This window comes from Paenibacillus lacisediminis, assembly GCF_046567315.2.
Map to the genome: position 1 here is coordinate 19,654 of NZ_JBKIAX020000014.1, position 22,599 is coordinate 42,252.

Here is a 22,599-nt window from a genome sequence, read left to right on the forward strand (position 1 = left end):
TTCATGAAAGGAGGTGAAAAAGAAATGGGTCAATCGGTATCGATAAATTCGGGAACCGCGGCTAATGTGTTGGTTTACACAGTTGGCGGAAATGGTGTCAGCGCGGCAACCGGCCAAGGAAACGGGCAATCGTTTGATCAAAAGCTGGTTTCGATGCTGCTGGGAAATGCGGGCCTGGGAACAGGGCAAGCCAATGTCCAAATGCTCGCTTTGGCAGGTATGCAGAGCGATGGAAGCACTCAAGAAGAAAATGTGAATGATAGCCTTCTGTCGATGATCGAAGGATTGCTGAGGCAGCTTCCGAAGCTGGACGATGCGCTTCAGGATAACCCGTCGCTGCTTGAGGCGCTCCAGGGCTGGCTGCAGAACTTCCAGAGCTTGATCGTGCCACAGGCGGATGAAACCGGAGCGGATGGCGCCGCTGAAATTCTGGCCTTGGCACAGCATCCGGAAACGGTACGCTTTGCCGTGCAGGATGCACTGGCTCAACTGCTGACCGCCCAACCTGATGCGCAGTCGATTTCGGGGGCGACGAACGCGGTTTCCCCTTCCCAAACTCAAGCATTGCTGGATTCGCTGCAAAACGTGCTGGACAGTATTCCGGAATCCTCCGAACAGGCACAAACCAGTGGCAAAGCTGCCGAGCTTCCAAGTGTGCATAACTTGGTTTCGGGGAACAAACCTGCGGAAACGAACAGCCAAGGGAATATGGGGCAAAACGGAAATGGGGACTCCCTGAAAGGCGAAAATCCGCAGACCGTTGTGGTGAATCAGCCTAAAACAGAGTCCGTGAAATCGCAATTTTCCGTTGCCGCTAGTGCCGCGGACGAGCTCAGCGCTGTTGAGGCCGAACCTGCGGATCATGCGGATGTGGATAGTCCGCTTCAAGCGGGCAATATCATTACAGCGGGACAGCTTGCGTTTCGGGATGCCGGCGTTGCTTCCGTAAAGCATACGCCACGCCCGGTACCTGTGGAGAATTTCGCTAAAGAGATGAGCGGTTTTCTGGTAAACAAGCTGGAAATCGTTAAGCTGCAAGGCGTGTCCGAAGCTAGAATTTCGCTCTACCCTGAACATTTAGGCCAGGTTGATGTGAAGATTACGATGCAAGGCGGCCAACTAACGGCGCAGTTTATGACCGAGCACGTATTTGCCAAAGAATCGCTGGAACAGCAAATGTCACAGCTTCGTTCGGCGCTGCAATCTCAGGGGCTGCAGGTGAACAAGCTGGAAGTGACGCAAAATACCGCGTTGTCTTCGCATATGTACCATAACGGGCAGCAATCCGGCGGCGGAGCAGGACAACAGCAGCAAAGCGAAAGACGCCGTACGCTGGTCGAGGAAGATGTTTTGGCAACCCGTGATTTAAATGAGGAGTGGAACGAGTGGATTGCCGAGGTGCGGGAGAAGGAACAAGGTTTTGGCAGCTCCTTTAGCGCAAGAGCATAGTAGAAAGGAGGCAGTTCCGTGGCTGATGCATATACGGGCAATATTTCGTGGCCGGGTTATTCGCAAACGAATACGAAAAAGTCCAGCACAAAGAGCAATGAGCTAGGCAAGGACGATTTTCTGAAATTAATGATCACTCAGCTGCAATACCAGGATCCGTTATCACCAATGGACAACGCCCAATTTGTCGCACAAACGGCGCAGTTCACTTCGTTGGAGCAGCTTGTAAACATTTCGGACCAACTCGCCGCCATGCAAGAATCTTTAGGGAATGAGTCCGGCTTGATCGGTAAGGAAGTCACCTGGGTCGTAGAGACGAAAACCGGAAATTATGATGTAAAAACGGGAAAAGGTGAAGTTATTGTCGAGACCGATAGCGGGATAGTCGACTCCATCATCGTTCGGGACGGAGTTCATTATGTGAAAGTCGGGGACAAGGAAATCAAAATCTCCGATGTACAGCAGGTTGGAAATCCTGCTGCAGAGCCGGATACCCCGGATGAGCCAAATGAACCTGATCAAGGAACTGATGAGTCATGAGTGATCCGGTAAAAATCGGGCATCTATATCCGGGAAGAATTCCGCCAAGCTCTTTATCATCAGGGAAAGGCCCGCAAACGAACGTTCCGGGAGAATCGCCCTTCAAGGATATGCTTGCGGACCAGCTGATTCATTTCAGCAACCACGCCGTAAAGCGTTTGGAGCAGCGGGGAATCGAGATTAGACCGGAGCAGCTTCATCAAATTAAATCGGCGATTGACAGCGCGGCCGCAAAAGGGGCTAAAGATTCGCTGATCTTAATGAAGGATATGGCGCTGATTGTAAACATCAGCAATCGTACGGTTGTGACGGCCATGGACGGCAACAGCATGAAGGACAACGTTTTTACGCAGATCGATAGCGCCGTTATTATTTCTTGATTGGCTGGACCGGATACGGAAAGCCAACAGCCGCGGATCGACTGAAGCGGCTACTACCAAACTATTTGCCGGGAGGATGAAAATCGATGTTAAGATCAATGTATTCAGGCGTATCCGGGATGCGCGGGTTTCAAACCAAGCTGGACGTTATCGGCAACAATATCGCTAACGTAAACACTGTAGGATTCAAAGCCGGGCGCGTTATGTTCAAAGATATCATGAGCCAGACGATATCCGGAGTAACCACACCGGAGGAAGGTGCCGCGGGGGGGATCAATGCGAAGCAGATTGGACTGGGCGTGCAGATCGGCTCCATCGATACATTGCATACCGGGGGCAGCGCGATGACGACGAACAACCCGCTCGATCTGCGGATCGACGGGGACGGCTTTTTCCTGGTTAAGCTGTCGGATGCTCAAGAGGTTCCTTACCTGACCCGGGCGGGGGATTTCCATGTTGACGCGCTGGGCCAAATAGTCACTTCCGATGGTTTGCTGGTTTGTGATAGCGGTGGAGAGGTGCTTGAGCCTATTGGGGATGACGTCACGGCGTTTTCCATTTCCGCAGATGGTACGATCCAGACTAAGCTGGCCGATGGGACTGTTGGTACTGCAGGGCCAATCGGTCTTACGAAAGTGCCGAACCCGGAAGGCCTGGAGAAAATCGGCGGAAATCTTTACGCGGTGACCACCAATGCGATTGAAGACGGGGAGCTTGAGTACACGAACCCGAATAACGCCGAGGCAGGCACCGGAAAATTAATCCCGGGACAATTGGAAATGTCCAACGTGGATCTCACCGGTGAATTTACGGAAATGATCGTCGCACAGCGCGGTTTCCAAGCGAATTCGCGCATCATCACGACTTCTGACGAAGTGCTGCAGGAAGTCGTTAACCTGAAACGTTAGTAAACATTAGCGGGGGAGCGTAAGCTACCGCCTCCCCCGCATCCCTAACTTTCCCGTTACCGTGTAGGAGGGGTACCATGATTTCAGTAACACGCCTGAACGGTTCGCAGATGTGGCTAAACGCCATCATGATCGAGACCGTCGAAGAAACGCCGGATACATATGTCACGCTCGTAACGGGCAAGCGGATTATCGTGCTGGAGAAGGCGGCCGATGTGATCGCAAAGATCGAGGAGTATTACCGGGATATCGGCATCCACGCAGCGACTATTAAAGTGCAACAAACGGAGGAATGGTCATGAAAAAAATGTTGCCTTGGCTAATTACGATTTTGCTTGCGATTACGTTGATTGTGGTTGCCGCCGGCTATCTGAAAAGCTTAATGGACAAATCGGATTCAGGCAACCCAGCGAAGGCAAGTGTCGAAACAGTGGCTGAACCCCAGATGATGTCGGCCGATGAAATTGTAAAAGTCACTTCGACGATCGATGACGTCAAGACGAATTTATCCGATCCAAACTACGTCGTCGTCATGAATTTCGCCTTCCAGTTGGACAGTGAAACATCCAAGCAAGCATTCGACAAGATCAAGGATTACAAAATCAAGCCGGTTATCATCAAAACGCTTGCGGATACCAAGCCAGAGGATCTGACAGGGGCGCAGGGCAAAGACAATTTGAGCTCCAAACTGCTGAACCTGATCAATAAATCGCTGCCGGAAGGAAAATTGATTCAAATCGATATTACCAATTTCATTATGCAGGCGATCTAGACATACCCGAACGAAACTGATTCTTCTAAGGGGGTGAGATGTTTGGTAGATGTATTATCGCAGAACGAGATCGATGCGTTGCTCGCTGCACTGTCATCCGGTGAAATGGATGCCGAAGAACTGAAAAAGGAAGAAACGCAGAAGAAAATCCGCTCATATGACTTTAAAAGAGCAGTGAGATTTTCCAAAGACCATATTCGCAGCTTAACGCGGATTCACGAGAATTTTGCCCGTTATCTCACCACCTACTTTTCGGCGCAGCTGCGTACCTTCGTGCAAATCAATGTGGTTCAGGTAGAACAGCTTCCTTATGACGAGTTTATTCGGTCTATTCCGAAAATGACGATTCTGAACATTTTCGAAGCGGAGCCGCTGGAAGGAAGAATGGTGCTTGAGGTCCACCCCAACGTTGCTTTTGCCATGCTGGACAGACTCCTTGGGGGGATCGGGACCGCGCCTTCAAAAATCAGCTCCCTGACCGAGATCGAAACGATCATCATGGAGCGGATTTTCAGCCGGGCCTTTGAAAGCTTGCAGGAAGCCTGGAAAACCGTGGTGGATATCAATCCGCGGATGGAAGGGCTGGAAACGAACCCGCAGTTCATGCAAATCGTTTCGCCTAACGAAACGATTGCGCTCATTTCGCTGAGTACCAAAATCGGAGACACCTCCGGGATGATCAACCTTTGTATCCCGCATGTGGTGATTGAACCGATCATGCCGAAGCTTTCGGTTCACCATTGGTTCGTCTCCCAGAAAAAGTCGCGTGTTCCTGAAGAGGTCGATGCGCTCCGCCACCGGGTCAATAAGGCGATGCTGCCGATTGTAGCGGAACTGGGGGAATCGCAAATCACCGTTCGCGAATTTTTGGGCTTATCGGCCGGCGATGTGATTTCCTTAAACAAACCGGTCCAGGAAGGATTGCAGATCCGGATCGGAGACAGATTGAAGTATATCGGCAGCCCGGGAACCATCAAAGACCGAGTTGCGGTGCAAATTAACGATATTGTCAGCGAAGGAGTTGAGGAACTTGACGAGTAAAGATTATTTGTCCCAAGAGGAGATCGACGCCCTGCTCAAACAGGCCAACCAGGAAACGGCGTCCGAACCTACTGTGGACGACGTATTGACCCCGCTCGAGCAGGACGCGCTTGGCGAAATCGGCAACATTACGTTCGGCAGTGCGGCCACCGCGCTCTCGACGCTACTCAATAAAAAGGTGGACATTACGACGCCGAAAGTTTCCGTCATTACGCGGGCCCAATTCGAAGCCGAGTTTCCGAAGCCGCATGTTGCGGTTCACGTTGAATACGTTGACGGGTTTGAAGGAATGAACTCTCTGGTCATCAAGACGAGAGACGCTCAGGTCATCGCCGATCTGATGCTTGGAGGAGAAGGAAATCCGGCCGAAGAGGAATTGAATGAAATTCATATCAGCGCCGTACAGGAAGCCATGAACCAGATGATGGGTTCTTCCGCGACATCGATGTCGACCATATTCAACCGGTTTGTCAACATCTCGCCGCCGGGAATCGATATTTTGAACATGACCGACGGGCATGGGGTGGGAAGCCTGCCGCCTGCCGATCCGCTGATTAAAATATCGTTCAGACTGACGATTGGCGATTTGATTGATTCCACGATCATGCAGCTGTTGACCGTGAAATTCGCCAAGGAGATGGTGAACAGCCTGATCAGCGGTTCGACAACGGATTCGGCGTCCACAGAAAGCGCCGCGGCGGCAGCTCCAGCTCCGAAAGCAGCTCCGGCTTATCATGAGCCTGCGGCAGCGCCTCAGCAAACGTATCAAGCGCCGCCGATGCATCAGTCGGATCCATATCAACAGCCGGCCGCGTACGGGCAGCCAGGTGCGCATCCTTATCCGCCGCAAGGCCAACCTTACAGCGAGCCGCATCATTACGGCGGCGTTCCGGGACGGAATGTGAATGTACAGCCCGTACAGTTTGCGAACTTGGGAACTCCATCCTTCGGGCAAGTTGATGAAAATAATTTAAACTTACTGATGGACATTCCCCTTAAAGTCACCGTAGAATTAGGAAGGACCCAAAAGCAGATTAGGGATATCCTGGAATTATCGCAAGGCTCCATCATCGAACTGGACAAGCTTGCCGGCGAGCCCGTTGATATTCTGGTGAACAACAAATTGATCGCCAAAGGCGAAGTCGTCGTTATCGATGAGAATTTTGGTGTTCGTGTAACGGATATCGTCAGCCAGTGGGACCGCATCCAAAAATTACAATAGTAGAAGTTTAGGGAGGATTTTAAATCAATGGCAAACCGAATTCTAATCGTAGACGATGCAGCATTTATGAGAATGATGATCCGCGACATCCTGACGAAAAATGGCTTTGAGGTAGTTGGGGAAGCGCAAGATGGCGCGCAAGCGATCGAAAAGTACAAGGAGCTGCATCCCGACCTGATCACGATGGATATTACGATGCCGGAAATGGACGGTATCGCCGCGCTGAAGGAAATTAAGAACCTGGACCCCAACGCCAAAGTGATTATGTGCTCCGCCATGGGACAACAAGCGATGGTTATCGATGCGATTCAGGCCGGCGCCAAGGACTTCATCGTGAAGCCGTTCCAATCCGACCGGGTTATCGAAGCGATCAACAAAACGCTGGGACTGTAGGCCTATAAGATGAATCCGAATCAGCCGGCTCCCCAGTTCGGTGCTGGGGATGTCAATCTATGGGGGAACCTGATAACGGTCATCGTTGTCCTTGGCCTCATCCTTGTTTTAATCGTTGTTTTGCTCCGTTTTATCGGCAAAAGAAATCGCATCATGTCCCAGAGCCGGTCGATCCGCACTTTGGGAGCCATGGGTCTGGGACCAAACAAATCGCTGCAGGTGATTGAAATCGGAGGCTCCATTTACGTCGTCGGAGTGGGAGAGGACATATCCCTGGTCGATAAGTTCTCCGACCCGGCTGAAGTAGAGGCGCTGCGGCAGGCCTTGGCGGAGGAAGAGACGGAGTTTGCCGGATTTTCTTCCATTCTGTCCGGCGTAATCTCCCGCTTCAAAAAGGAACCGCCTCAGGAAGAGGAACTGGAAGGTACGGCTTTTCACGAGGTGTTCCAATCACAGTTGCGGAAAATGCCAAACCGGAAACGGCAAATGGAGGAATTGTTGCAGGATCCGGAAGAACAATCTACAGATCGGTCGAGGGATTCATGAAGAAAAAAGTCATACTCGTCAGCTTGCTGCTGGCTTTGTGTAGCGTGCTTGCCGTCTCCGTGGCTTCCGCAGAACCGGTGGATCCGATTCCGAACATCGGCATTCAGATCGGTGGCACGGGAGGAGAAACGGGCACCAGTTCGTTGTCCATTATTCTGCTCATTACCGTGCTCAGTCTTGCGCCAGCCATTCTGGTGCTGATGACGAGTTTTACGCGAATCGTCGTTGTGCTAGGCTTTGTCCGCAGTTCCCTGGGGACGCAGACGATGCCTCCCAACCAGGTGCTGATCGGGCTTGCGTTGTTCCTGACATTGTTTGTGATGAGCCCGACGCTCTCAACGGTTAATGAGGTAGCGCTGCAGCCTTATATCAAAGGCGAGATTACCCAATCGGAGGCGCTGGAAAAAGCGGCTGTGCCGATGAAAAAGTTTATGTATACCCATACCCGCACCAAAGACCTTCAGCTGTTTATGGGATACACAAAAATGGAAAAACCGAAAAGCTATGAGGACATCCCGCTTTCGGTCATGGTTCCGGCGTTCGCCATCAGTGAACTCAAAACGGCTTTCCAAATGGGCTTTATGATTTTTATCCCTTTTCTTATCATCGATATTGTCGTTTCCAGCGTGTTGATGGCGATGGGGATGATGATGCTGCCGCCTTCCATGATTTCGCTGCCGTTTAAGATATTGCTCTTTGTGCTTGTGGATGGGTGGTACTTAGTCGTCAAGTCGCTGCTGATGAGTTTCAACCCCTAGAGGTAGTTCAAAAAGTCATCTTTTGATCCTTCTCGGTGCTGAAAACCTGACTTTTTGAACTTGATTCGACTTATTTATAGGAGAGGAAGACGGTTTATGAGTTCGGAATTTATCATCGGTTTGGCCGGACAAGCCGTTTACACCGTTTTGAAAGTTAGCGCGCCGATGCTGATATTAGGGCTGGCCGTAGGTCTTTTGGTCAGTATCTTTCAGGCTACGACGCAAATTCAGGAACAGACGCTGGCCTTTGTTCCGAAAATCGTCGCCGTTTTGGTTGGACTATTATTGTTTGGCCCCTGGATTTTAACGACGCTGGTCGACTTTGCCTATGGGATCTTAAACAATCTATCTAGTTATATCGGTTAGGCCGCAGAGATTATGGATACTTTATTGCATGGATTTTCTGTCTTCTTGCTTATTTTTTGTCGAATGACAGCTTTTTTTGTAGTTTCGCCGGTATTTTCATCGCGAGCGGTACCGACATCGTTCAAAGTTGGATTAGCGGGCATTCTCGCATTTCTGGTTTTATTCATTATCGGTCCGGATCAAGCCGTCCCAGGCGATCTGGGATACGTGCTCTATATCCTTCGCGAGGTGCTGGTGGGACTATTGATGGGGTATGTCGCGTTTCTGATTTTTTCCGTCATTCAAATGGCCGGATCCTTTATTGATCTGCAAGTCGGCTTCGGCATCGCCAACGTGCTTGACCCGATGACGGGGGCGACGGCACCGGTATTGGGGAACCTCAAGTACGTGATAGCAACCCTGGTGTTCCTCAGCATGAACGGGCATCACTACTTGCTGGATGCGATCATTCGCAGCTATGGCTGGGTTCCGTTATCCAACGATGTGTTTCAGCGGATCTACAACGGAAATTTGACGGAATTTTTGGCTCAGACATTCGGACAAGCGCTTCTGCTGGCGTTCCAGATGTCAGCCCCGTTAGTCGTCGCCATATTTATCACCGACGTAGCCCTCGGCTTATTGGCCCGTACGGCTCCGCAATTCAACATTTTTGCCGTCGGGATTCCTGTGAAGATTATCGTTGGGCTGCTCGTGATGCTGTTGCTTGTACCTAGCTTCATTTATGCTTTCCAAGCTTTGTTCGAGGTGCTGTTTGATGCGCTGCATGACCTGCTCAGCACGATCGGGCAAAGACCGACGTAGGATGGGGGATTGAAGGTGGCGTATCGCTATTCGCTTGACTTGCAGCTTTTCGCCGGCGAGAAGACGGAAAAAGCCACGCCCAAGAAGCGGCAAGATGCCCGTAAAAAAGGTCAAGTGGCCAAAAGCCAGGACCTGTCGGGAGCGCTCGTCCTATTATCGGGATTTTTATGTCTACTCTTTTTTGGCGGATTTATCAAGGAACGGCTGGTCGGACTGTTTGTGGACGTGTTCTATAATCGGCTCACAACCGAGGTGACGAAAGAGAACGTCATGACCATGCTTGGCGATTATGCGATACAGATCTTGCTGCTGCTTGCTCCGATATTGCTCGTCATTATGGTCGTCGCGGTCGCCACCAACTTGGCGGAAGTCGGTTTTATGATGACGGGAGAGCCGCTGAAGATGAAGCTCAGCAAGCTCGACCCCATCAAAGGCTTCAAACAAATTTTTTCGATGCGCTCGCTTTTTCAATTTATTAAAACGTTATTTAAACTTGCGGTGATCGGATATATCGTATATTCGACGATTTGGGGCTTTAGGGGCAGCATCTCCGCCTTGGTGCATCTTCCGGCAGAGGGAATCTTTCATTTTGCCGCCGAGATGACGACGAACCTTGGAATCAAGATTGCCGCCGCCCTGCTTGTACTTGCGGTGCTCGATTACATGTACCAGAAATACGAGCACGAAAAAAGTCTGAAAATGTCCAAGCAGGACATCAAGGACGAGTACAAAAATCAGGAAGGCGATCCGCTGATCAAAGGAAAAATCCGCGAGCGGCAGCGGCGGATGGCGCTGCAGCGGATGATGCAGGAAGTGCCGAAAGCCGACGTCATTATTACGAACCCGACGCACTTCGCCGTAGCCTTAAAATACGACAACTCGAAAATGGATGCTCCCCAGGTCATCGCCAAAGGCCAGGATTACGTGGCCTTGCGGATTAAAGAGATCGCTAAGGAGCACGGCGTCATCACAATGGAAAACAAGCCCCTCGCACGGGCGCTGTTTCAAAGAACGGAAATCGGCGATACGATTCCCGCCGATCTGTTTCAGGCCGTCGCTGAGGTACTGGCCTATGTTTATAGAATAAAAGGCAAAGTGAAATAAGGAAGGGACGGAGGGAACCCCCCGTGAAAAAGTATAGAGATTTATTCATTCTTGTTGGCATTATCGGCATCGTTCTGCTCATGATCGTCCCGATCCCGACGTTGCTGCTGGATATTCTTCTGATCGTAAATATCTCCTTAGCTTTAATCATTTTGCTGGTCGCGATGAACACGAAAGAAGCATTGCAGTTTTCCATCTTCCCGGCAATGCTGCTGATTACGACGTTATTCCGGCTGGCACTGAACATTTCTACCACCAAGCTGATTCTGGGACAGGCCAAAGCCGGCGACGTTGTCGCCACGTTTGGCTCATGGATATCGCAGGGACAACCCGTGGTCGGTTTTGTCGTCTTCCTGATTCTGGTGGTTGTGCAGTTTATCGTCATTACCAAAGGCTCGGAGCGCGTGGCTGAAGTTGCGGCCCGCTTCACCTTGGATGCGATGCCGGGGAAACAGATGAGCATCGACGCCGATTTGAACGCCGGGCTGATCAATGAGCAGCAAGCGAGAGAGCGGCGCTCCAAAATTGAACGGGAAGCCGACTTCTACGGCGCGATGGACGGGGCGAGCAAATTCGTGAAAGGCGACGCGATCGCCAGCATCGTCATCCTCCTGATCAACTTGATCGGCGGTTTTATCATCGGGATGTCGATCCATGGCATGCCGTTTGGAGAAGCGCTATCGACTTATTCCATACTGACGATCGGGGACGGCCTGGTCAGCCAGATTCCGGCGCTGCTGATTTCCACCGCGGCTGGTCTGATCGTGACCCGGGCTTCTTCCGAAGGCAATCTGGCCGAAGATATTACCGGGCAGTTATTCAATTACCCGAAGCTGCTTTATATCGTTGCGGGGACGATCGCTATGCTTGGTCTGTTTACGCCGATTGGCATTTGGACTACGCTCCCATTTTCGGGGTTGATGATTTTTGCGGCCATGCGGATGCAAAAAAATATGAACCGCAGGCAAATCGAGCAGGAGCAGCAGGAGGAAGAACAGCAAATCGAGGAAGTTCGCAGCCCCGAGAGCGTCATCAACCTGCTGCAGGTCGATCCGATCGAATTCGAATTTGGTTACGGGCTTATACCCTTGGCCGATACGAGTCAAGGCGGGGATTTGCTGGACCGGATCATCATGATCCGGCGCCAGTGCGCGCTTGAAATGGGACTTGTCGTTCCGGTCATTCGCATTCGCGACAATATTCAACTAAAACCTAACGAATATGTCATAAAAATAAAAGGAAATGTCGTAGGCGGCGGTGAATTATTACTTAATCACTATTTGGCAATGAGTCCCGGGATGGATGACGAATCGATTACAGGTATTGAGACCCGGGAGCCTGCCTTTGGTCTTCCGGCCCTTTGGATCGATGAAACGGCCAAAGACCGGGCTGAATTGTCCGGGTACACGGTCGTAGATCCACCTTCCGTCGTAGCCACGCATTTGACGGAGCTGATTAAACAGCATGCGCACGAACTGCTCGGACGGCAGGAAACGAAGGCATTGGTCGACAACCTCAAGGAACATTACGCGGTTCTTGTCGACGAATTGATCCCTTCGATCCTATCGATCGGGGATGTGCAGAAAGTGCTGGCCAAGCTGCTCCGCGAAAAAATTTCTATTCGCGACATGGTCACGATTTTCGAGACGCTGGCGGATTACGGCTCTTACACCAAGGATCCCGATGTGTTGACCGAATATGTCAGACAGGCGCTGTCGCGTCAGATTACGCAGCAGTTCACCCGGCCGGGCGAAACGATGCGGGTCATTACGGTAGGGCCGTCGCTGGAGAAAAAAATCGCGGAAAGCGTCCAGCAAACGGAACAGGGCAGCTACTTGACGATGGATCCCCAATCGACGCAAACCGTGTTCCAGAAGCTTACGGAACAGATCAACCGGCTTGTGCAGATGGGACAGCAGCCGATCTTGTTGACCTCCCCGACCATTCGGATGTATTTACGGCAAATCATTGAGCGCAGCATGCAAGATATCCCGGTATTGTCCTACAGCGAGCTTGAACCTAATGTTGAAATCCAAAGTGTCGGGGTGGTGAATTTATGAGAGTGAAGCGCTATATCGTCGACGAGATGCCTGACGCGATGCTGAAGATCAGAAGTGAACTCGGGGTGGATGCCGTCATTTTGAGCACCAAAGAGATGAAGGTCGGCGGCATCTTCGGATTATTCGGAAAGAAGAAGATCGAGGTCATCGCCGCGACGGAGGGAAATGAAGCTTCTTCCCCCAAGACCGGAGCGGCTAGGCCAACCCCGCAGGCGCCTGCTCCGGTAGCAAGGCGGGCCGTCCCCGAGGCGTATCGTAAAACTTCGCAGCTCGGAGCGGCGGCAGCGAGCCCGTCTTCGTCAACCGCGGCAAACGCGGCGCTCGCGGCCATCGCGCTCCAAGAGCGGGAGGAACCGCCGGCCGGCGGGAACGCGCTTCCTTTGGCCCCTGAGCGGGCGCCATTTTCCCTTCCGGCGCCTGCCGTCGATGCCGCGCCTGTTTTGGACAAGCCGAATTACCGCAGAGAGCCTGCACCGCTAAGTCCGGCTATGGAGCACTCAAGCACGACTGCCGCTTCGGCTGCAGATTCCAGGGAAGAACGTCTGCTTGAAGACATCCGGCAGATGAAGATGTGGCTAAGCCAGCTCGCCAAAAACCAAGAAGGCGGCCGCGAGCTGCCGCAGGCCTTGCAATCGATTCAGAATCAGCTGTTTGGCCAGGAGGTGTCGGCCGATCTTTGCGATTCCTGGATCGAGGAAGTGTATCAGGAGTGGGTAGGATCCGAAAAATCGCTCAGCGATGAACAGCTTGCCGCCCAGTTCCGCAGCAAGGCCGGCGCCTTTTTGGGGGACCGGATCGGCTCAGGGATTGAAGAGGGGACGCGCATCGTTTATATTGCGGGTCCGACGGGTGTCGGCAAAACAACGACGATCGCCAAGCTGGCGGCCGATCAGATTTTCCGGGCCCGCAAAAAGGTCGGTTTCATCACGGCGGATACGTATCGGATATCGGCGGTTGAGCAGCTTCGCACTTACGCCACGATCTTAAACGTACCGCTTGAAGTCGTACAATCGCCGGGAGACGTGCAGCGGGCGATGCAGCGGCTTGAGGATTGCGATTTGATTTTGATGGATACGGCCGGGCGGAACTATTTGAACGAAATTTTTGTGGCGGAGCTGCACAGTTTGCTTGCGCCTTCGGATGTCAGCGAAATGTATCTGGTACTCAGCTTGACGTCCAAAACGCAGGACATGAAAAAAATAACCGAGCATTTCAGCAAATACGGCCTGGATAAAGTGATTTTCACCAAGCTGGACGAAACGGAAAGCGTTGGGCCGATTTATAATTTGCTGAATGATTATCCACTAAAGGTTTCTTATATTACAAACGGCCAGAACGTTCCGGATGATCTGCTGCAAGCGGATCGGGAGCTGCTGGTCGACATCCTTCTGGGGGAACGAAAGTTATGAATGATCAGGCCCAGTCACTCAGACAACTGGTTTCGTCGCGGGATGATTCTGCTGAATCGGTCCCCAGAAAAGGTTCAGCCCGGATCATCACCGTCAGCAGCGGCAAAGGCGGGGTCGGCAAATCGAATTTTACGCTCAATTTTGCCTTGGCCCTAAAGTCGTTTGGACGCAAAGTGCTGCTGTTTGACGCCGATATCGGCATGGCCAATATCGACGTGTTGATGGGCGTGAGACCGAGGTACAGCTTGTACCATCTGCTAAAAGGCGAAAAAAACATCTCGGAAATTATTGAACTGGGAACTCATTCATTACCGTTTATTGCCGGCGGATCCGGTTTGGCGGATCTGTTTGCGTTATCCGAGGCGGATTTGAACTATTTCACCTCGCAAATCGAATCCGTCTCGGAGGAGATGGACTATATCATTTTTGATACCGGTGCGGGATTGTCCAAAGAAACGTTGAAATTTATCACCGCCGCCGACGAATGCCTGGTGGTGACCACGCCTGAACCGACGTCGATCACGGATGCGTACGCATTGATCAAAGTCGTACACGGTTTGGACGAGCAAGTGCCGTTCCGGTTGGTGATCAATCGGGTTACCGGCGAACGGGAGGCCCGTCAGGTTGCCGATAAAATATCACTGGTGGCTCACCGTTTTTTGGGGATGGACATCCCTACTCTTGGTTATTTGAGCGATGATGCGCGCGTCGTGCAGGCGGTTAAGAAACAGGTGCCTTTTACCATCGCCTTTCCCGGCTCGGCGGCGGCGCGCGATATCGAGCGTTTGGCTGTCGCTTATATGAATGTTCCACAGATCAAGCCAAGGGATACTACGTCAGGAATCAAGGGATTCATGCAGAAGTGGTTGAAGCTAGCAAAATGATTCTGGAACAGGGGTGGAACAATCAATGCCTTATCGAGTATTGGTGGTAGACGATTCGGCGTTTATGCGAAAAATCGTGACCGACCTCATTGAGCAGGATCCGGATTTCAAAGTGGAGGCTACGGCGAAAAACGGCCGGGAAGCGATCGAGCAAATCGCGGGGCTGAAGCCCGACCTCGTAACGATGGATGTCGAGATGCCGGAGATGAACGGGCTGGACGCGCTAAAAGTCATTATGAAGGAGCATCCGCTCCCGGTCATCATGCTGTCGGGAATCAATGAGCAGGGCATGCGGGAGACCATCATGGCGCTGGAGCTTGGGGCTTTCGACTTCATCCGCAAGCCGTCGGCCTCTACCAGTTCGCATGACATCGCTCAGGTCGGTCGCGAGCTGCGGGAGCAGATGCGGGGCGCGATGCTGGCTGCGGAGCGGAAGGCGGCCCGCGAGGCGGCACTGCGCTCCGCAATGGCGCCGCCGGCGGACGGCAGCGCGGGTGCGGGCGGCAAGGCGGCTGCGCCGGGCCGGAAGAAGCCGCCGCGGCCAGCGTCTCCTGCGGCTGGCGGCGCCGCGTCTCCGCCCGGGGCTGTGGGCAGCGGCGGTGAAGTCGCACGCCTGCCCCGGCCGCAGCCTGGGCAGGCCGCGGCGCCGCCCCCGGCCGCGCCGGCTGCCGGCCGGGGCGAAGCGGACCGGCGCCCGCCGAAGGCGCCGGCCAGCATGCGCCCTGCGGGCGAGCCGCCGCGCCGGGAGCCGCTGGCTCCGCCTGCAGCGGCAACGCGGCCGGCAGCGCGCGCGGCCACCGCGCGGCAGGGCGCGCCTACGGCCGCCCCGAAGCCGCCGCTGGAGCCGGCTCAGGCGGAGGCCGCCGCGGCCCGGGAAGCGGCCGGCGGCGCAGCCGCACGGTCCCGCCCGCGCAGCGCCGCCCCACAGAGCTTTACCGATTTGGTCGCGATCGGCACGTCGACGGGCGGCCCCAAAGCGCTGAAGGCCGTGCTGGAGAAAATCCCGGCGGATTTTCCGGCTCCGATTGTCATCGTGCAGCATATGCCGCCGAATTTTACCAAATCGCTGGCCCAACGGCTGAACAGTTTGAGCGAGCTGAAGGTGGTCGAAGCGGAAGAAGGAATGGAGCTGCTCAGAGGTACGGCCTATATTGCTCCGGGAGGTTTCCATTTAAACGTGGTGCCTGGTCCGGCGGAAGGCTACAGATTGCATCTGTCGCAGGAAGAGCCCTGCAACGGACACAGGCCGTCGGTGGACGTCTTGTATAAATCGCTGCTCCCGCTGGAATCGCTAAAGCGGCATATCGTGCTCCTGACGGGGATGGGCAGCGACGGGGCGAAAGTCATGAAGCGGCTGTATGACGCCGGCGTGACCTCCACCATTGCCGAGAGCGAAGAGACCTGCGTTGTGTTCGGCATGCCGCGCTCGGCAATCGAACTGAAATGCGTCAGCCATATTTTGCCGCTGCATGAAATCGGCCCTAAGCTTGTACAAGTTGTGAAATAAACGGAATCTCTTGGAGGAGGTGCCTCACCATGGACATGAATCAATATTTATCCATGTTTATCGATGAGTCGAACGATCATTTGCAATCACTGAACGAAAAGATGCTTGAGTTGGAAAGCACCCCGGACGATATCAGCATCGTCCAGGTCATTTTCCGGTCAGCGCATACCTTAAAAGGGATGGCGGCAACGATGGGGTTCGAGGATCTGTCATCCCTCACTCACCAAATGGAAAACGTGCTCGATTTGGTTCGCAACGAGAAGCTGAAGATGCAGGAATTCATTTTCGATACGCTGTTCCGCGGCCTCGATGCTTTGCAGTCGATGGTTGAGGACATCACCCAAGGGGGAGAAGGGAAAGCCGATGTCACTTCGATCGTGGCCGATCTGCAGTCGATCGTACGCGGCGATTTTGGACAGGGCGGCGGCGCGGACGGCAAACCGGCGGCGGAAGCTCAAGGAGCATCGGGAGCCGGTGCGGTCCAATTAGACCAATATCAATATTCCGTCCTGGAGCAATCGATCGCCGAGGGGCATCGGGTGCTTTATGTCGAGGTCGCGATTCACGAGGACAGCCAGTTGAAGGCGGCACGAGCTTATATGGTGTTCGACCTGCTGGAACGCTTCGGGGAAATCGTGAAGGCGTACCCTTCGGTTCAGGATATTGAACAAGAGAAGTTTGACCGCAGTTTCTCGCTTTATTACATAACGCAGAAAGAGGCTGCTGAAATTGAAAGCATGATTTTGAATCTCTCGGAGATCGGTTCGGCTCAGGTTGCGGCATTGGATCATGAGACGCTCGCCCAGCTTGCGGCCGGCACCAAGGAAACGGCGGCAGCCGCAGCGGCCGCGCCGGCACCGGCTCCGGAGACAAAAGCAGCCAATCCCGCGCCTGCAGCCAAAACTCCGGCGCAGCAAGGGGAACATAAAAGCGGAGCTCGCGCCGGCGGCGGCACTCCGGCTCCGTCGCGGACGATCCGCGTTGATATCGACCGTTTGGACGTGCTCATGAACCTGCTCAGCGAGCTGCTGATCGACCGCTCCCGTCTGGAACAGTTGGCGAATGAAGTAAAACGCGGCGATTTGACGGAAACGGTGGAGCATATGAGCCGGGTCGGCAGCGATTTGCAAAATATCGTGCTGAAGCTGCGGATGGTGCCGATCGATACCGTATTTAACCGGTTTCCGCGGATGGTCCGCGACCTGGCCAAATCGCTCGACAAAAAAATCGATCTCGTCATCGTGGGGGCCGAAACAGAGCTTGACCGGACCGTGATTGATGAAATCGGCGATCCGCTCGTCCATCTGCTGCGGAACGCCGTCGACCACGGGGTCGAGTCGGTGGCCGAACGGGTGGCTGCCGGCAAACCGGAGATGGGAACGGTCAACCTGCGCGCTTTCCACAGCGGCAACCACGTGTTTATCGAAATCGAAGATGACGGACACGGCATCGACCGCGACAAGGTGCTGAAAAAAGCGCTCAAGAACGGGGTCGTCAAGGAGAGCGAAGCGGCCTCCATGACCGATGAACAGGTGTACATGCTGTTGTTCGCTCCGGGCTTCAGCACGGCGGAAGTGATTTCCGACATTTCCGGACGCGGCGTCGGCCTCGATGTCGTCAGATCTAAAATCGAATCGCTCAGCGGGGTCGTTTCGGTACAATCCAAACTTGGCGCCGGAACCAAATTTTCGGTTCAGATGCCGCTAACCTTGTCGATCATATCCGCGATGCTGATCAAAGTCGGGGCGGAGAAATACGCGATTCCGCTCTCCTCCATCGTCGAAACCGGACTGATCAAGCGGGAGCAGGTTCGCGAGGTGCACGGCTACACGATGATTCCATATCGGGACACGCATATTCCGCTGATGTCACTCGCCCAATTGTTTGACATTCCCGGCTTTTCGGAAAGTGAAGAGGAAGAGACGGAGATTGTGGTCATCCGCAAAGGCGACCGGTTGGCCGCGTTTGCGGTAGAGGATTTTATCGGACAAAGCGAAATCGTCATCAAAAACCTGGGCAAATATCTCCCTTCGATCCAGGGCGTGGCCGGGGCCACCATTTTGGGAGACGGGCAAGTGGCGTTAATCATTGATCCAAACGCATTCATTAAATAAGGTTCGAATCAATAAGGAGGGATTTCCACATGGGACAGGAATTAAAAGTCATCGTTTTTAAGTTGGGTCATGAGGAATATGGCATCGAAGTGGATAAAGTGCAAACGATCGAGCGGATGATGCCGATCACACGTGTGCCTAAGACGTTTTCCTTCGTTAAAGGGGTTATTAACCTGCGAGGTGTTGTCATCCCCGTCATCGATCTTCGCGGCCGTTTCGGTCTGCCGGAAACGGAGTATACCGATCAGACCCGGATCATTATCGTTGCGGCGAATGAGTTGGAGGTCGGCTTTATCGTCGATTCCGCCAACGATGTTGTCGATTTGGATTCCGATTTGATCGATTCGCCGCCGGATGTCGTTGGCGGAGTCAAAGCCAAATACCTGGACGGAGTGGCCAAAATATCCGAGGAGCGTTTGCTCGTGATGCTAAACCTTTCCGAAGTGCTTAGCCGGAAAGAAATCATCCAGCTGGAAAGTTTAGAGGATTAAGACCGTGGAGCTCTTTAAAGACTTTGAGGATTTGAAGCTTGACATTTTAAAAGAAGTCGGCAACATCGGGGCGGGCAACGCGGCGACCGCGCTGTCGAAGCTGCTGGACAAGCCGATCGATATGGCGGTGCCGAAGGTGCAGATGCTGCCTTTCGAAGCGGTTGCCGAACGCGTCGGCGGCGCCGAAAATATCGTGCTTGCGGTGTTTTTCCGCGTGGAGGGCGAGGCTCCGGGAAATCTGTTTTTCATTTTAAGCCCGGAAGCGGCCAAAAAGTTGCTGCATCGCCTTGCGGGGATTGACGTGGAAAGCGAGGAGAGCTTTTCGGAAATGGAATGGTCCGCGCTTTCGGAAATCGGCAACATTTTGGCGGGCTCCTATTTGTCCTCGCTGGCCGATTTTACGTCGCTGTCGATGGCGCCTACGGTACCTGCGCTGGCGCTGGATATGGCGGGAGCGATCCTGAGTTACGGACTCCTGCAATTTGGTGAAATGGGAGACTCCGCCCTGCTGATCGATACTACGTTTATCGAGGGACATCATGAGGTAGAGGGACAGTTTTTCCTGATTCCCGACCCGGAGTCATTCGCCAAAATTTTCACTGCGTTGGGAGTACCGGCCCAGCATGATTGATGAACAGCGCGTTGTAAAAGTGGGCATGGCCGAGTTGAACGTCATAACACAGCAGGGATTGATTCGTACGACTGGGCTAGGCTCCTGCGTTGGGCTTACGCTATATGATCCGCAATTGAAAGTGGCCGGTTTGGCGCATGTCATGCTGCCCTCTTCGGAGATCGCGCGGGAAGGATCCTTGAACATCGCAAAATATGCGGATACGGCCATTCCGGCACTGTACCAGAAACTAATGGATCTCGGGGCTTCTCCATCCCGGCTGGTGGCCAAAATGGCCGGCGGATCGCAGATGTTTTCATTTGGGGGGAGCGGAGATTCGATGCGAATCGGTCCGAGAAACGCGGAATCTTGCAAAATGAAGCTGAAGGAATTGAAAATTCCCTTGTTGGCGGAAGATACCGGAGGAAATTACGGCCGGACCATCGAGCTGGACAATGAAACGGGGATTCTTTATGTGCGAAGTGTACAAATGGGGATAAAGGAATTGTAGCCATGGCTGGAAAAACGCGATATTACTGGTTGTTGGGCTTTATCGGTTTTCTAATTACATTTGCGGTATCGGCGGGGAACAATTTGTTTATGACCAGCTTTATTCGGGGACTCATCGCCTTTGCCGTCTGGTTTGGACTTGCCTTTGCGGCCAGCTGGATGTTCGGGTTTCTGAAGGAAATTCCGGAAAACGAAACGGCCGAGCCGCAGGAGGCTATGCTTTCGGAGGAGGGTAAAGGGGGCAATCTCGACCTGACGACACCGGACGAAAGCGAGCAGCTAAATGAACTGCTGAAGCCGTCCTCAGATTCGCCAGGCGAAGTCACGGATTTTACGCCGCTGAATCCACCGAAACTCGCAAAAACACCTGACGACAAAGATCCTGAAGAGCTGGCTAAGGTCGTTCGTCACCTGACAGAAAAATAAGGAGGGTGAAGGCAATTGAACGAGCGGAAGACATCCACTCTGAATTATGCCGAGGTTTGGGAAAGATGGAAAGAGCACGGCGATTTGGAGGCCAAGAAACAGCTTATCGAAAAGTATCTGCATATTGTCGACTACGTTTCGGGACGTCTCGCCGTTGGCCTTCCCAAGAACGTTTCCAAAGATGATTTAGCCAGCAACGGGGTGATGGGGCTGATCGATGCGGTCGAAAAATTCGACTACAAACGTGGTCTTCAATTCGAAACCTATGCATCCTGGCGGGTACGAGGAGCGATTCTGGACGGCCTCCGGCAGGGGGATTGGGTTCCCCGTTCCGTGAGAGAGAAAGCCAAAAAAATCGAAGAGGGCTATCAGCATTTGGAGCAGCAATATCTCCGCTCCGTGACGGACGCGGAGATGAGCGCCTACATGAACATCAGCGAGAAAGAGTTTCAGAGCATGCTCCAAGAAGTCGCCGTGATGACGCTTTGTTCCCTCGAGGACCCGATTCGCGAAGAAGAATCGGAAACTCGTCTCACATTACTCGTTGACGAAAAAGCAAAAAACCCGGATTATAAAGTTAGGGAGTTTTATTTAAGGGATTCATTGGCAAAAGGAATCGAAAAATTGACCGAAAAGGAAAGAACGGTCGTCTCCCTGCTCTATTATGAAGATTTATCATTAAGCGAAATCGCGGAAGTGATGTCGCTTTCGCCGTCGCGCATTTCCCAGCTTCACTCTAAAGCGATTTTACGGCTACGCGGCAGTCTGGAGAAACAGCGGGATTTGCTGATGTGCGAAGACTGACGGGTAAATCATGAACGAGCGAAACGGAAGAGAGGAGGAACGGCTTCTTGGAGCTTATGGACGATTTAAGGCAGATCTTAAGTGTCACGTTAAATGATGACAAGACGGTAGCCTACCTGCAGTTTTTAAAGAAGGAAGACGAATTTTCCTGTACGGAGGACGCGCTGCGTCAATTACTACATAGCGAAGGACTGAAATTCGGGATTCAGGAAGACATTGTCGGACGTTTTGCGTCCAATCCGCAGGAGTACTTCTTCAGTAGAACGCCGATAGCCATTGGACAGGAGCCGGTGCATGGGAAAGACGGTTCAATCCGCTACGCGATTTCCCTCGATGACGACAATCGCCATCAACCGGCGGAAACCGAAGACGGCAAAGTGGACTTGAAGGATATTACGAGACTGAACAATATCCGTAAAGGCCAAATTATCGCCGAACTTGTCCCTCCTGTGCCCGGACGCCCGGGAACGGCCGTGACCGGGGAAACGATTCCCTGCAAAGAGGGGAAAGCCGCCCGCTTTAAAGTCGGGAAGAACGTTGTGCTGAACCCGGAGCAGACCGCTCTGTATGCGGCGATTGACGGTTTGGTGACGCTCACCGAGAAGGGGAAGTTGAACGTCTTCCCGGTATATGAGATCAATGGGGACGTCGATTACAGCATCGGCAATATCGATTTCGTAGGAACAGTCGTTGTCCGCGGTAATGTACTGACCGGTTTTAGGATCAGTGCGGCCGGGGACATTCGCGTTGTTGGCGGGGTTGAAGGGGCGGAGCTGTATGCTGACGGATCTATCGAAATCAGCGGCGGGATCATCGGTTATAACAAAGGCTTGGTCAAAGCCGGCCAAAACGTGAAAAGCTCGTTTATTCAGGACGGGAACGTCCAGGCAGGTGAGGATGTCAGCGTATCCCAGAGCATTATGCACTCCAATATCCGCGCCGGGCGCGACGTCTTGTGCAGCGGGGCAAAAGGGCTTATCGTCGGCGGCAGCATTCAGGCCGGGGAAAAAGTGATTGCCCGGATCATCGGCAACCCGATGTCGACGACAACCTCGATCGAGGTGGGCGCGTTGCCGGAATTGCGCAACGAGCTTCAGGAATTGCGCCAGCAGGTTAAGGAGCAACTGGCGAATCTTGACAAATCCGAGAAAGCGCTGACACTTTTGGATCAGCTCGCATCGCTGGGCAAACTGACGCCGGATAAGGTGGCGATGCGTTCCAAGCTGAATTTGACGAGAAAATCGAATATGCAGGAATTGGATCTAATGAAAGAACGCATGCTGGCGATCGAAAAAGCGTTGGAGGATACCGGCAAGGCCCGTGTTGACGTATTAAAAATGATTTACGGCGGTTCCAAAATCGTGATTGGCCGTTATACGAAATATATCAAAGAGCCTATTTCGCGCATGTCTTTTTACTACAGCGAAGGGGATATTTCCATGTCGGCTTACATCTAGAAACGGCTCTTGAGGAGGACTACCTGGATCTTATCGAAGTTTTTTAC

Annotated in this window: 25 protein-coding genes; all 25 read left to right on the forward strand. The window is 53.0% G+C overall.

Annotation, left to right across the window (positions count from 1 at the left end):
- Positions 1 to 24 precede the first annotated feature (24 nt).
- The 25 genes from ACLD72_RS22960 (at position 25) to ACLD72_RS23080 (ending at position 22,552) form a co-directional block, all read left to right on the forward strand.
- Entirely contained in the window at positions 25 to 1,449 is a 1,425-nt protein-coding gene (locus ACLD72_RS22960; protein WP_411001729.1) for a flagellar hook-length control protein FliK, read from the forward strand.
- Between the two features lie 18 nt (positions 1,450 to 1,467).
- Positions 1,468 to 1,989 carry a flagellar hook capping FlgD N-terminal domain-containing protein gene (locus ACLD72_RS22965; protein ID WP_411001728.1) on the forward strand — a complete coding sequence of 174 codons (522 nt, stop codon included), beginning with the start codon at positions 1,468 to 1,470 and terminating at the stop codon, positions 1,987 to 1,989.
- Positions 1,986 to 2,369 carry a TIGR02530 family flagellar biosynthesis protein gene (locus ACLD72_RS22970; protein WP_411001727.1) on the forward strand — a complete coding sequence of 128 codons (384 nt, stop codon included), beginning with the start codon at positions 1,986 to 1,988 and terminating at the stop codon, positions 2,367 to 2,369. The genes ACLD72_RS22965 and ACLD72_RS22970 overlap by 4 nt, the downstream gene beginning before the upstream one ends.
- Before the next feature lie 86 nt (positions 2,370 to 2,455).
- Entirely contained in the window at positions 2,456 to 3,277 is an 822-nt protein-coding gene (gene flgG / locus ACLD72_RS22975; protein ID WP_411001726.1) for a flagellar basal body rod protein FlgG, read from the forward strand.
- A 77-nt stretch (positions 3,278 to 3,354) separates the two neighbouring features.
- Positions 3,355 to 3,579, forward strand: a complete 225-nt coding sequence (locus ACLD72_RS22980; RefSeq protein WP_036622262.1) for a flagellar FlbD family protein — start codon at positions 3,355 to 3,357, stop codon at positions 3,577 to 3,579.
- Complete coding sequence (locus tag ACLD72_RS22985) at positions 3,576 to 4,049, forward strand: flagellar basal body-associated FliL family protein (RefSeq protein WP_411001725.1); 474 nt, start codon at positions 3,576 to 3,578, stop codon at positions 4,047 to 4,049. The genes ACLD72_RS22980 and ACLD72_RS22985 overlap by 4 nt, the downstream gene beginning before the upstream one ends.
- A 42-nt stretch (positions 4,050 to 4,091) precedes the next feature.
- Positions 4,092 to 5,090, forward strand: a complete 999-nt coding sequence (fliM, locus tag ACLD72_RS22990; protein WP_128633172.1) for a flagellar motor switch protein FliM — start codon at positions 4,092 to 4,094, stop codon at positions 5,088 to 5,090.
- Positions 5,080 to 6,312 (forward strand): flagellar motor switch phosphatase FliY, encoded by a 1,233-nt coding sequence (gene fliY / locus ACLD72_RS22995; RefSeq protein WP_411001724.1) that lies wholly within the window; start codon positions 5,080 to 5,082, stop codon positions 6,310 to 6,312. Before fliM ends, fliY begins: the two co-directional genes overlap by 11 nt.
- Positions 6,313 to 6,339: 27 nt before the next feature.
- Positions 6,340 to 6,705 (forward strand): response regulator, encoded by a 366-nt coding sequence (locus ACLD72_RS23000; protein WP_251588254.1) that lies wholly within the window; start codon positions 6,340 to 6,342, stop codon positions 6,703 to 6,705.
- A 9-nt stretch (positions 6,706 to 6,714) separates the two neighbouring features.
- The gene (locus tag ACLD72_RS23005) at positions 6,715 to 7,251 is read left to right on the forward strand and encodes a flagellar biosynthetic protein FliO (protein WP_411001723.1); all 537 of its coding nucleotides are present in this window, start codon (positions 6,715 to 6,717) and stop codon (positions 7,249 to 7,251) included.
- A complete protein-coding gene (gene fliP, locus ACLD72_RS23010; protein ID WP_411001722.1) occupies positions 7,248 to 8,009 on the forward strand; it encodes a flagellar type III secretion system pore protein FliP in 762 nt (253 codons plus the stop codon). The genes ACLD72_RS23005 and fliP overlap by 4 nt, the downstream gene beginning before the upstream one ends.
- A gap of 96 nt (positions 8,010 to 8,105) precedes the next feature.
- Complete coding sequence (gene fliQ / locus ACLD72_RS23015) at positions 8,106 to 8,375, forward strand: flagellar biosynthesis protein FliQ (protein WP_251588246.1); 270 nt, start codon at positions 8,106 to 8,108, stop codon at positions 8,373 to 8,375.
- A 12-nt stretch (positions 8,376 to 8,387) separates the two neighbouring features.
- The gene (gene fliR, locus ACLD72_RS23020; protein WP_411001721.1) at positions 8,388 to 9,176 is read left to right on the forward strand and encodes a flagellar biosynthetic protein FliR; all 789 of its coding nucleotides are present in this window, start codon (positions 8,388 to 8,390) and stop codon (positions 9,174 to 9,176) included.
- A gap of 15 nt (positions 9,177 to 9,191) precedes the next feature.
- Complete coding sequence (flhB, locus tag ACLD72_RS23025; RefSeq protein ID WP_411001720.1) at positions 9,192 to 10,280, forward strand: flagellar biosynthesis protein FlhB; 1,089 nt, start codon at positions 9,192 to 9,194, stop codon at positions 10,278 to 10,280.
- 23 nt (positions 10,281 to 10,303) lie between these two features.
- Entirely contained in the window at positions 10,304 to 12,340 is a 2,037-nt protein-coding gene (gene flhA / locus ACLD72_RS23030; protein WP_411001719.1) for a flagellar biosynthesis protein FlhA, read from the forward strand.
- Positions 12,337 to 13,749 (forward strand): flagellar biosynthesis protein FlhF, encoded by a 1,413-nt coding sequence (gene flhF / locus ACLD72_RS23035; RefSeq protein ID WP_411001718.1) that lies wholly within the window; start codon positions 12,337 to 12,339, stop codon positions 13,747 to 13,749. Before flhA ends, flhF begins: the two co-directional genes overlap by 4 nt.
- The gene (locus tag ACLD72_RS23040; protein ID WP_411001717.1) at positions 13,746 to 14,633 is read left to right on the forward strand and encodes a MinD/ParA family protein; all 888 of its coding nucleotides are present in this window, start codon (positions 13,746 to 13,748) and stop codon (positions 14,631 to 14,633) included. The genes flhF and ACLD72_RS23040 overlap by 4 nt, the downstream gene beginning before the upstream one ends.
- A 25-nt stretch (positions 14,634 to 14,658) precedes the next feature.
- Positions 14,659 to 16,140 carry a protein-glutamate methylesterase/protein-glutamine glutaminase gene (locus ACLD72_RS23045; RefSeq protein WP_411001716.1) on the forward strand — a complete coding sequence of 494 codons (1,482 nt, stop codon included), beginning with the start codon at positions 14,659 to 14,661 and terminating at the stop codon, positions 16,138 to 16,140.
- A gap of 29 nt (positions 16,141 to 16,169) precedes the next feature.
- Complete coding sequence (locus ACLD72_RS23050) at positions 16,170 to 18,254, forward strand: chemotaxis protein CheW (protein ID WP_411001715.1); 2,085 nt, start codon at positions 16,170 to 16,172, stop codon at positions 18,252 to 18,254.
- A 29-nt stretch (positions 18,255 to 18,283) separates the two neighbouring features.
- Positions 18,284 to 18,745 carry a chemotaxis protein CheW gene (locus ACLD72_RS23055; RefSeq protein WP_128633185.1) on the forward strand — a complete coding sequence of 154 codons (462 nt, stop codon included), beginning with the start codon at positions 18,284 to 18,286 and terminating at the stop codon, positions 18,743 to 18,745.
- 4 nt (positions 18,746 to 18,749) lie between these two features.
- Positions 18,750 to 19,376, forward strand: a complete 627-nt coding sequence (locus ACLD72_RS23060; RefSeq protein ID WP_251588236.1) for a chemotaxis protein CheC — start codon at positions 18,750 to 18,752, stop codon at positions 19,374 to 19,376.
- A complete protein-coding gene (locus ACLD72_RS23065; protein ID WP_411001714.1) occupies positions 19,369 to 19,866 on the forward strand; it encodes a chemotaxis protein CheD in 498 nt (165 codons plus the stop codon). Before ACLD72_RS23060 ends, ACLD72_RS23065 begins: the two co-directional genes overlap by 8 nt.
- A 2-nt stretch (positions 19,867 to 19,868) precedes the next feature.
- Positions 19,869 to 20,291 carry a hypothetical protein gene (locus tag ACLD72_RS23070; RefSeq protein ID WP_411001713.1) on the forward strand — a complete coding sequence of 141 codons (423 nt, stop codon included), beginning with the start codon at positions 19,869 to 19,871 and terminating at the stop codon, positions 20,289 to 20,291.
- A gap of 15 nt (positions 20,292 to 20,306) precedes the next feature.
- Positions 20,307 to 21,095 (forward strand): FliA/WhiG family RNA polymerase sigma factor, encoded by a 789-nt coding sequence (locus ACLD72_RS23075; RefSeq protein WP_411001712.1) that lies wholly within the window; start codon positions 20,307 to 20,309, stop codon positions 21,093 to 21,095.
- A 47-nt stretch (positions 21,096 to 21,142) separates the two neighbouring features.
- On the forward strand, positions 21,143 to 22,552 hold the full coding sequence (locus ACLD72_RS23080) for a DUF342 domain-containing protein (RefSeq protein ID WP_397334048.1): 1,410 nt from the start codon (positions 21,143 to 21,145) through the stop codon (positions 22,550 to 22,552).
- Positions 22,553 to 22,599 lie beyond the last annotated feature (47 nt).

Excerpts from the sequence above, each read along its gene's own strand:
- ACLD72_RS22960 (WP_411001729.1), top strand. The coding sequence starts at position 25 with ATGGGTCAATCGGTATCGATAAATTCGGGAACCGCGGCTAATGTGTTG.
- ACLD72_RS22970 (WP_411001727.1), top strand. The coding sequence starts at position 1,986 with ATGAGTGATCCGGTAAAAATCGGGCATCTATATCCGGGAAGAATTCCG.
- flgG (WP_411001726.1), top strand. The coding sequence starts at position 2,456 with ATGTTAAGATCAATGTATTCAGGCGTATCCGGGATGCGCGGGTTTCAA.
- ACLD72_RS22980 (WP_036622262.1), top strand. The coding sequence starts at position 3,355 with ATGATTTCAGTAACACGCCTGAACGGTTCGCAGATGTGGCTAAACGCC.
- ACLD72_RS22985 (WP_411001725.1), top strand. The coding sequence starts at position 3,576 with ATGAAAAAAATGTTGCCTTGGCTAATTACGATTTTGCTTGCGATTACG.
- ACLD72_RS23000 (WP_251588254.1), top strand. The coding sequence starts at position 6,340 with ATGGCAAACCGAATTCTAATCGTAGACGATGCAGCATTTATGAGAATG.
- ACLD72_RS23005 (WP_411001723.1), top strand. The coding sequence starts at position 6,715 with ATGAATCCGAATCAGCCGGCTCCCCAGTTCGGTGCTGGGGATGTCAAT.
- fliP (WP_411001722.1), top strand. The coding sequence starts at position 7,248 with ATGAAGAAAAAAGTCATACTCGTCAGCTTGCTGCTGGCTTTGTGTAGC.
- fliQ (WP_251588246.1), top strand. The coding sequence starts at position 8,106 with ATGAGTTCGGAATTTATCATCGGTTTGGCCGGACAAGCCGTTTACACC.
- fliR (WP_411001721.1), top strand. The coding sequence starts at position 8,388 with ATGGATACTTTATTGCATGGATTTTCTGTCTTCTTGCTTATTTTTTGT.
- flhF (WP_411001718.1), top strand. The coding sequence starts at position 12,337 with ATGAGAGTGAAGCGCTATATCGTCGACGAGATGCCTGACGCGATGCTG.
- ACLD72_RS23040 (WP_411001717.1), top strand. The coding sequence starts at position 13,746 with ATGAATGATCAGGCCCAGTCACTCAGACAACTGGTTTCGTCGCGGGAT.
- ACLD72_RS23045 (WP_411001716.1), top strand. The coding sequence starts at position 14,659 with ATGCCTTATCGAGTATTGGTGGTAGACGATTCGGCGTTTATGCGAAAA.
- ACLD72_RS23050 (WP_411001715.1), top strand. The coding sequence starts at position 16,170 with ATGGACATGAATCAATATTTATCCATGTTTATCGATGAGTCGAACGAT.
- ACLD72_RS23055 (WP_128633185.1), top strand. The coding sequence starts at position 18,284 with ATGGGACAGGAATTAAAAGTCATCGTTTTTAAGTTGGGTCATGAGGAA.
- ACLD72_RS23065 (WP_411001714.1), top strand. The coding sequence starts at position 19,369 with ATGATTGATGAACAGCGCGTTGTAAAAGTGGGCATGGCCGAGTTGAAC.
- ACLD72_RS23070 (WP_411001713.1), top strand. The coding sequence starts at position 19,869 with ATGGCTGGAAAAACGCGATATTACTGGTTGTTGGGCTTTATCGGTTTT.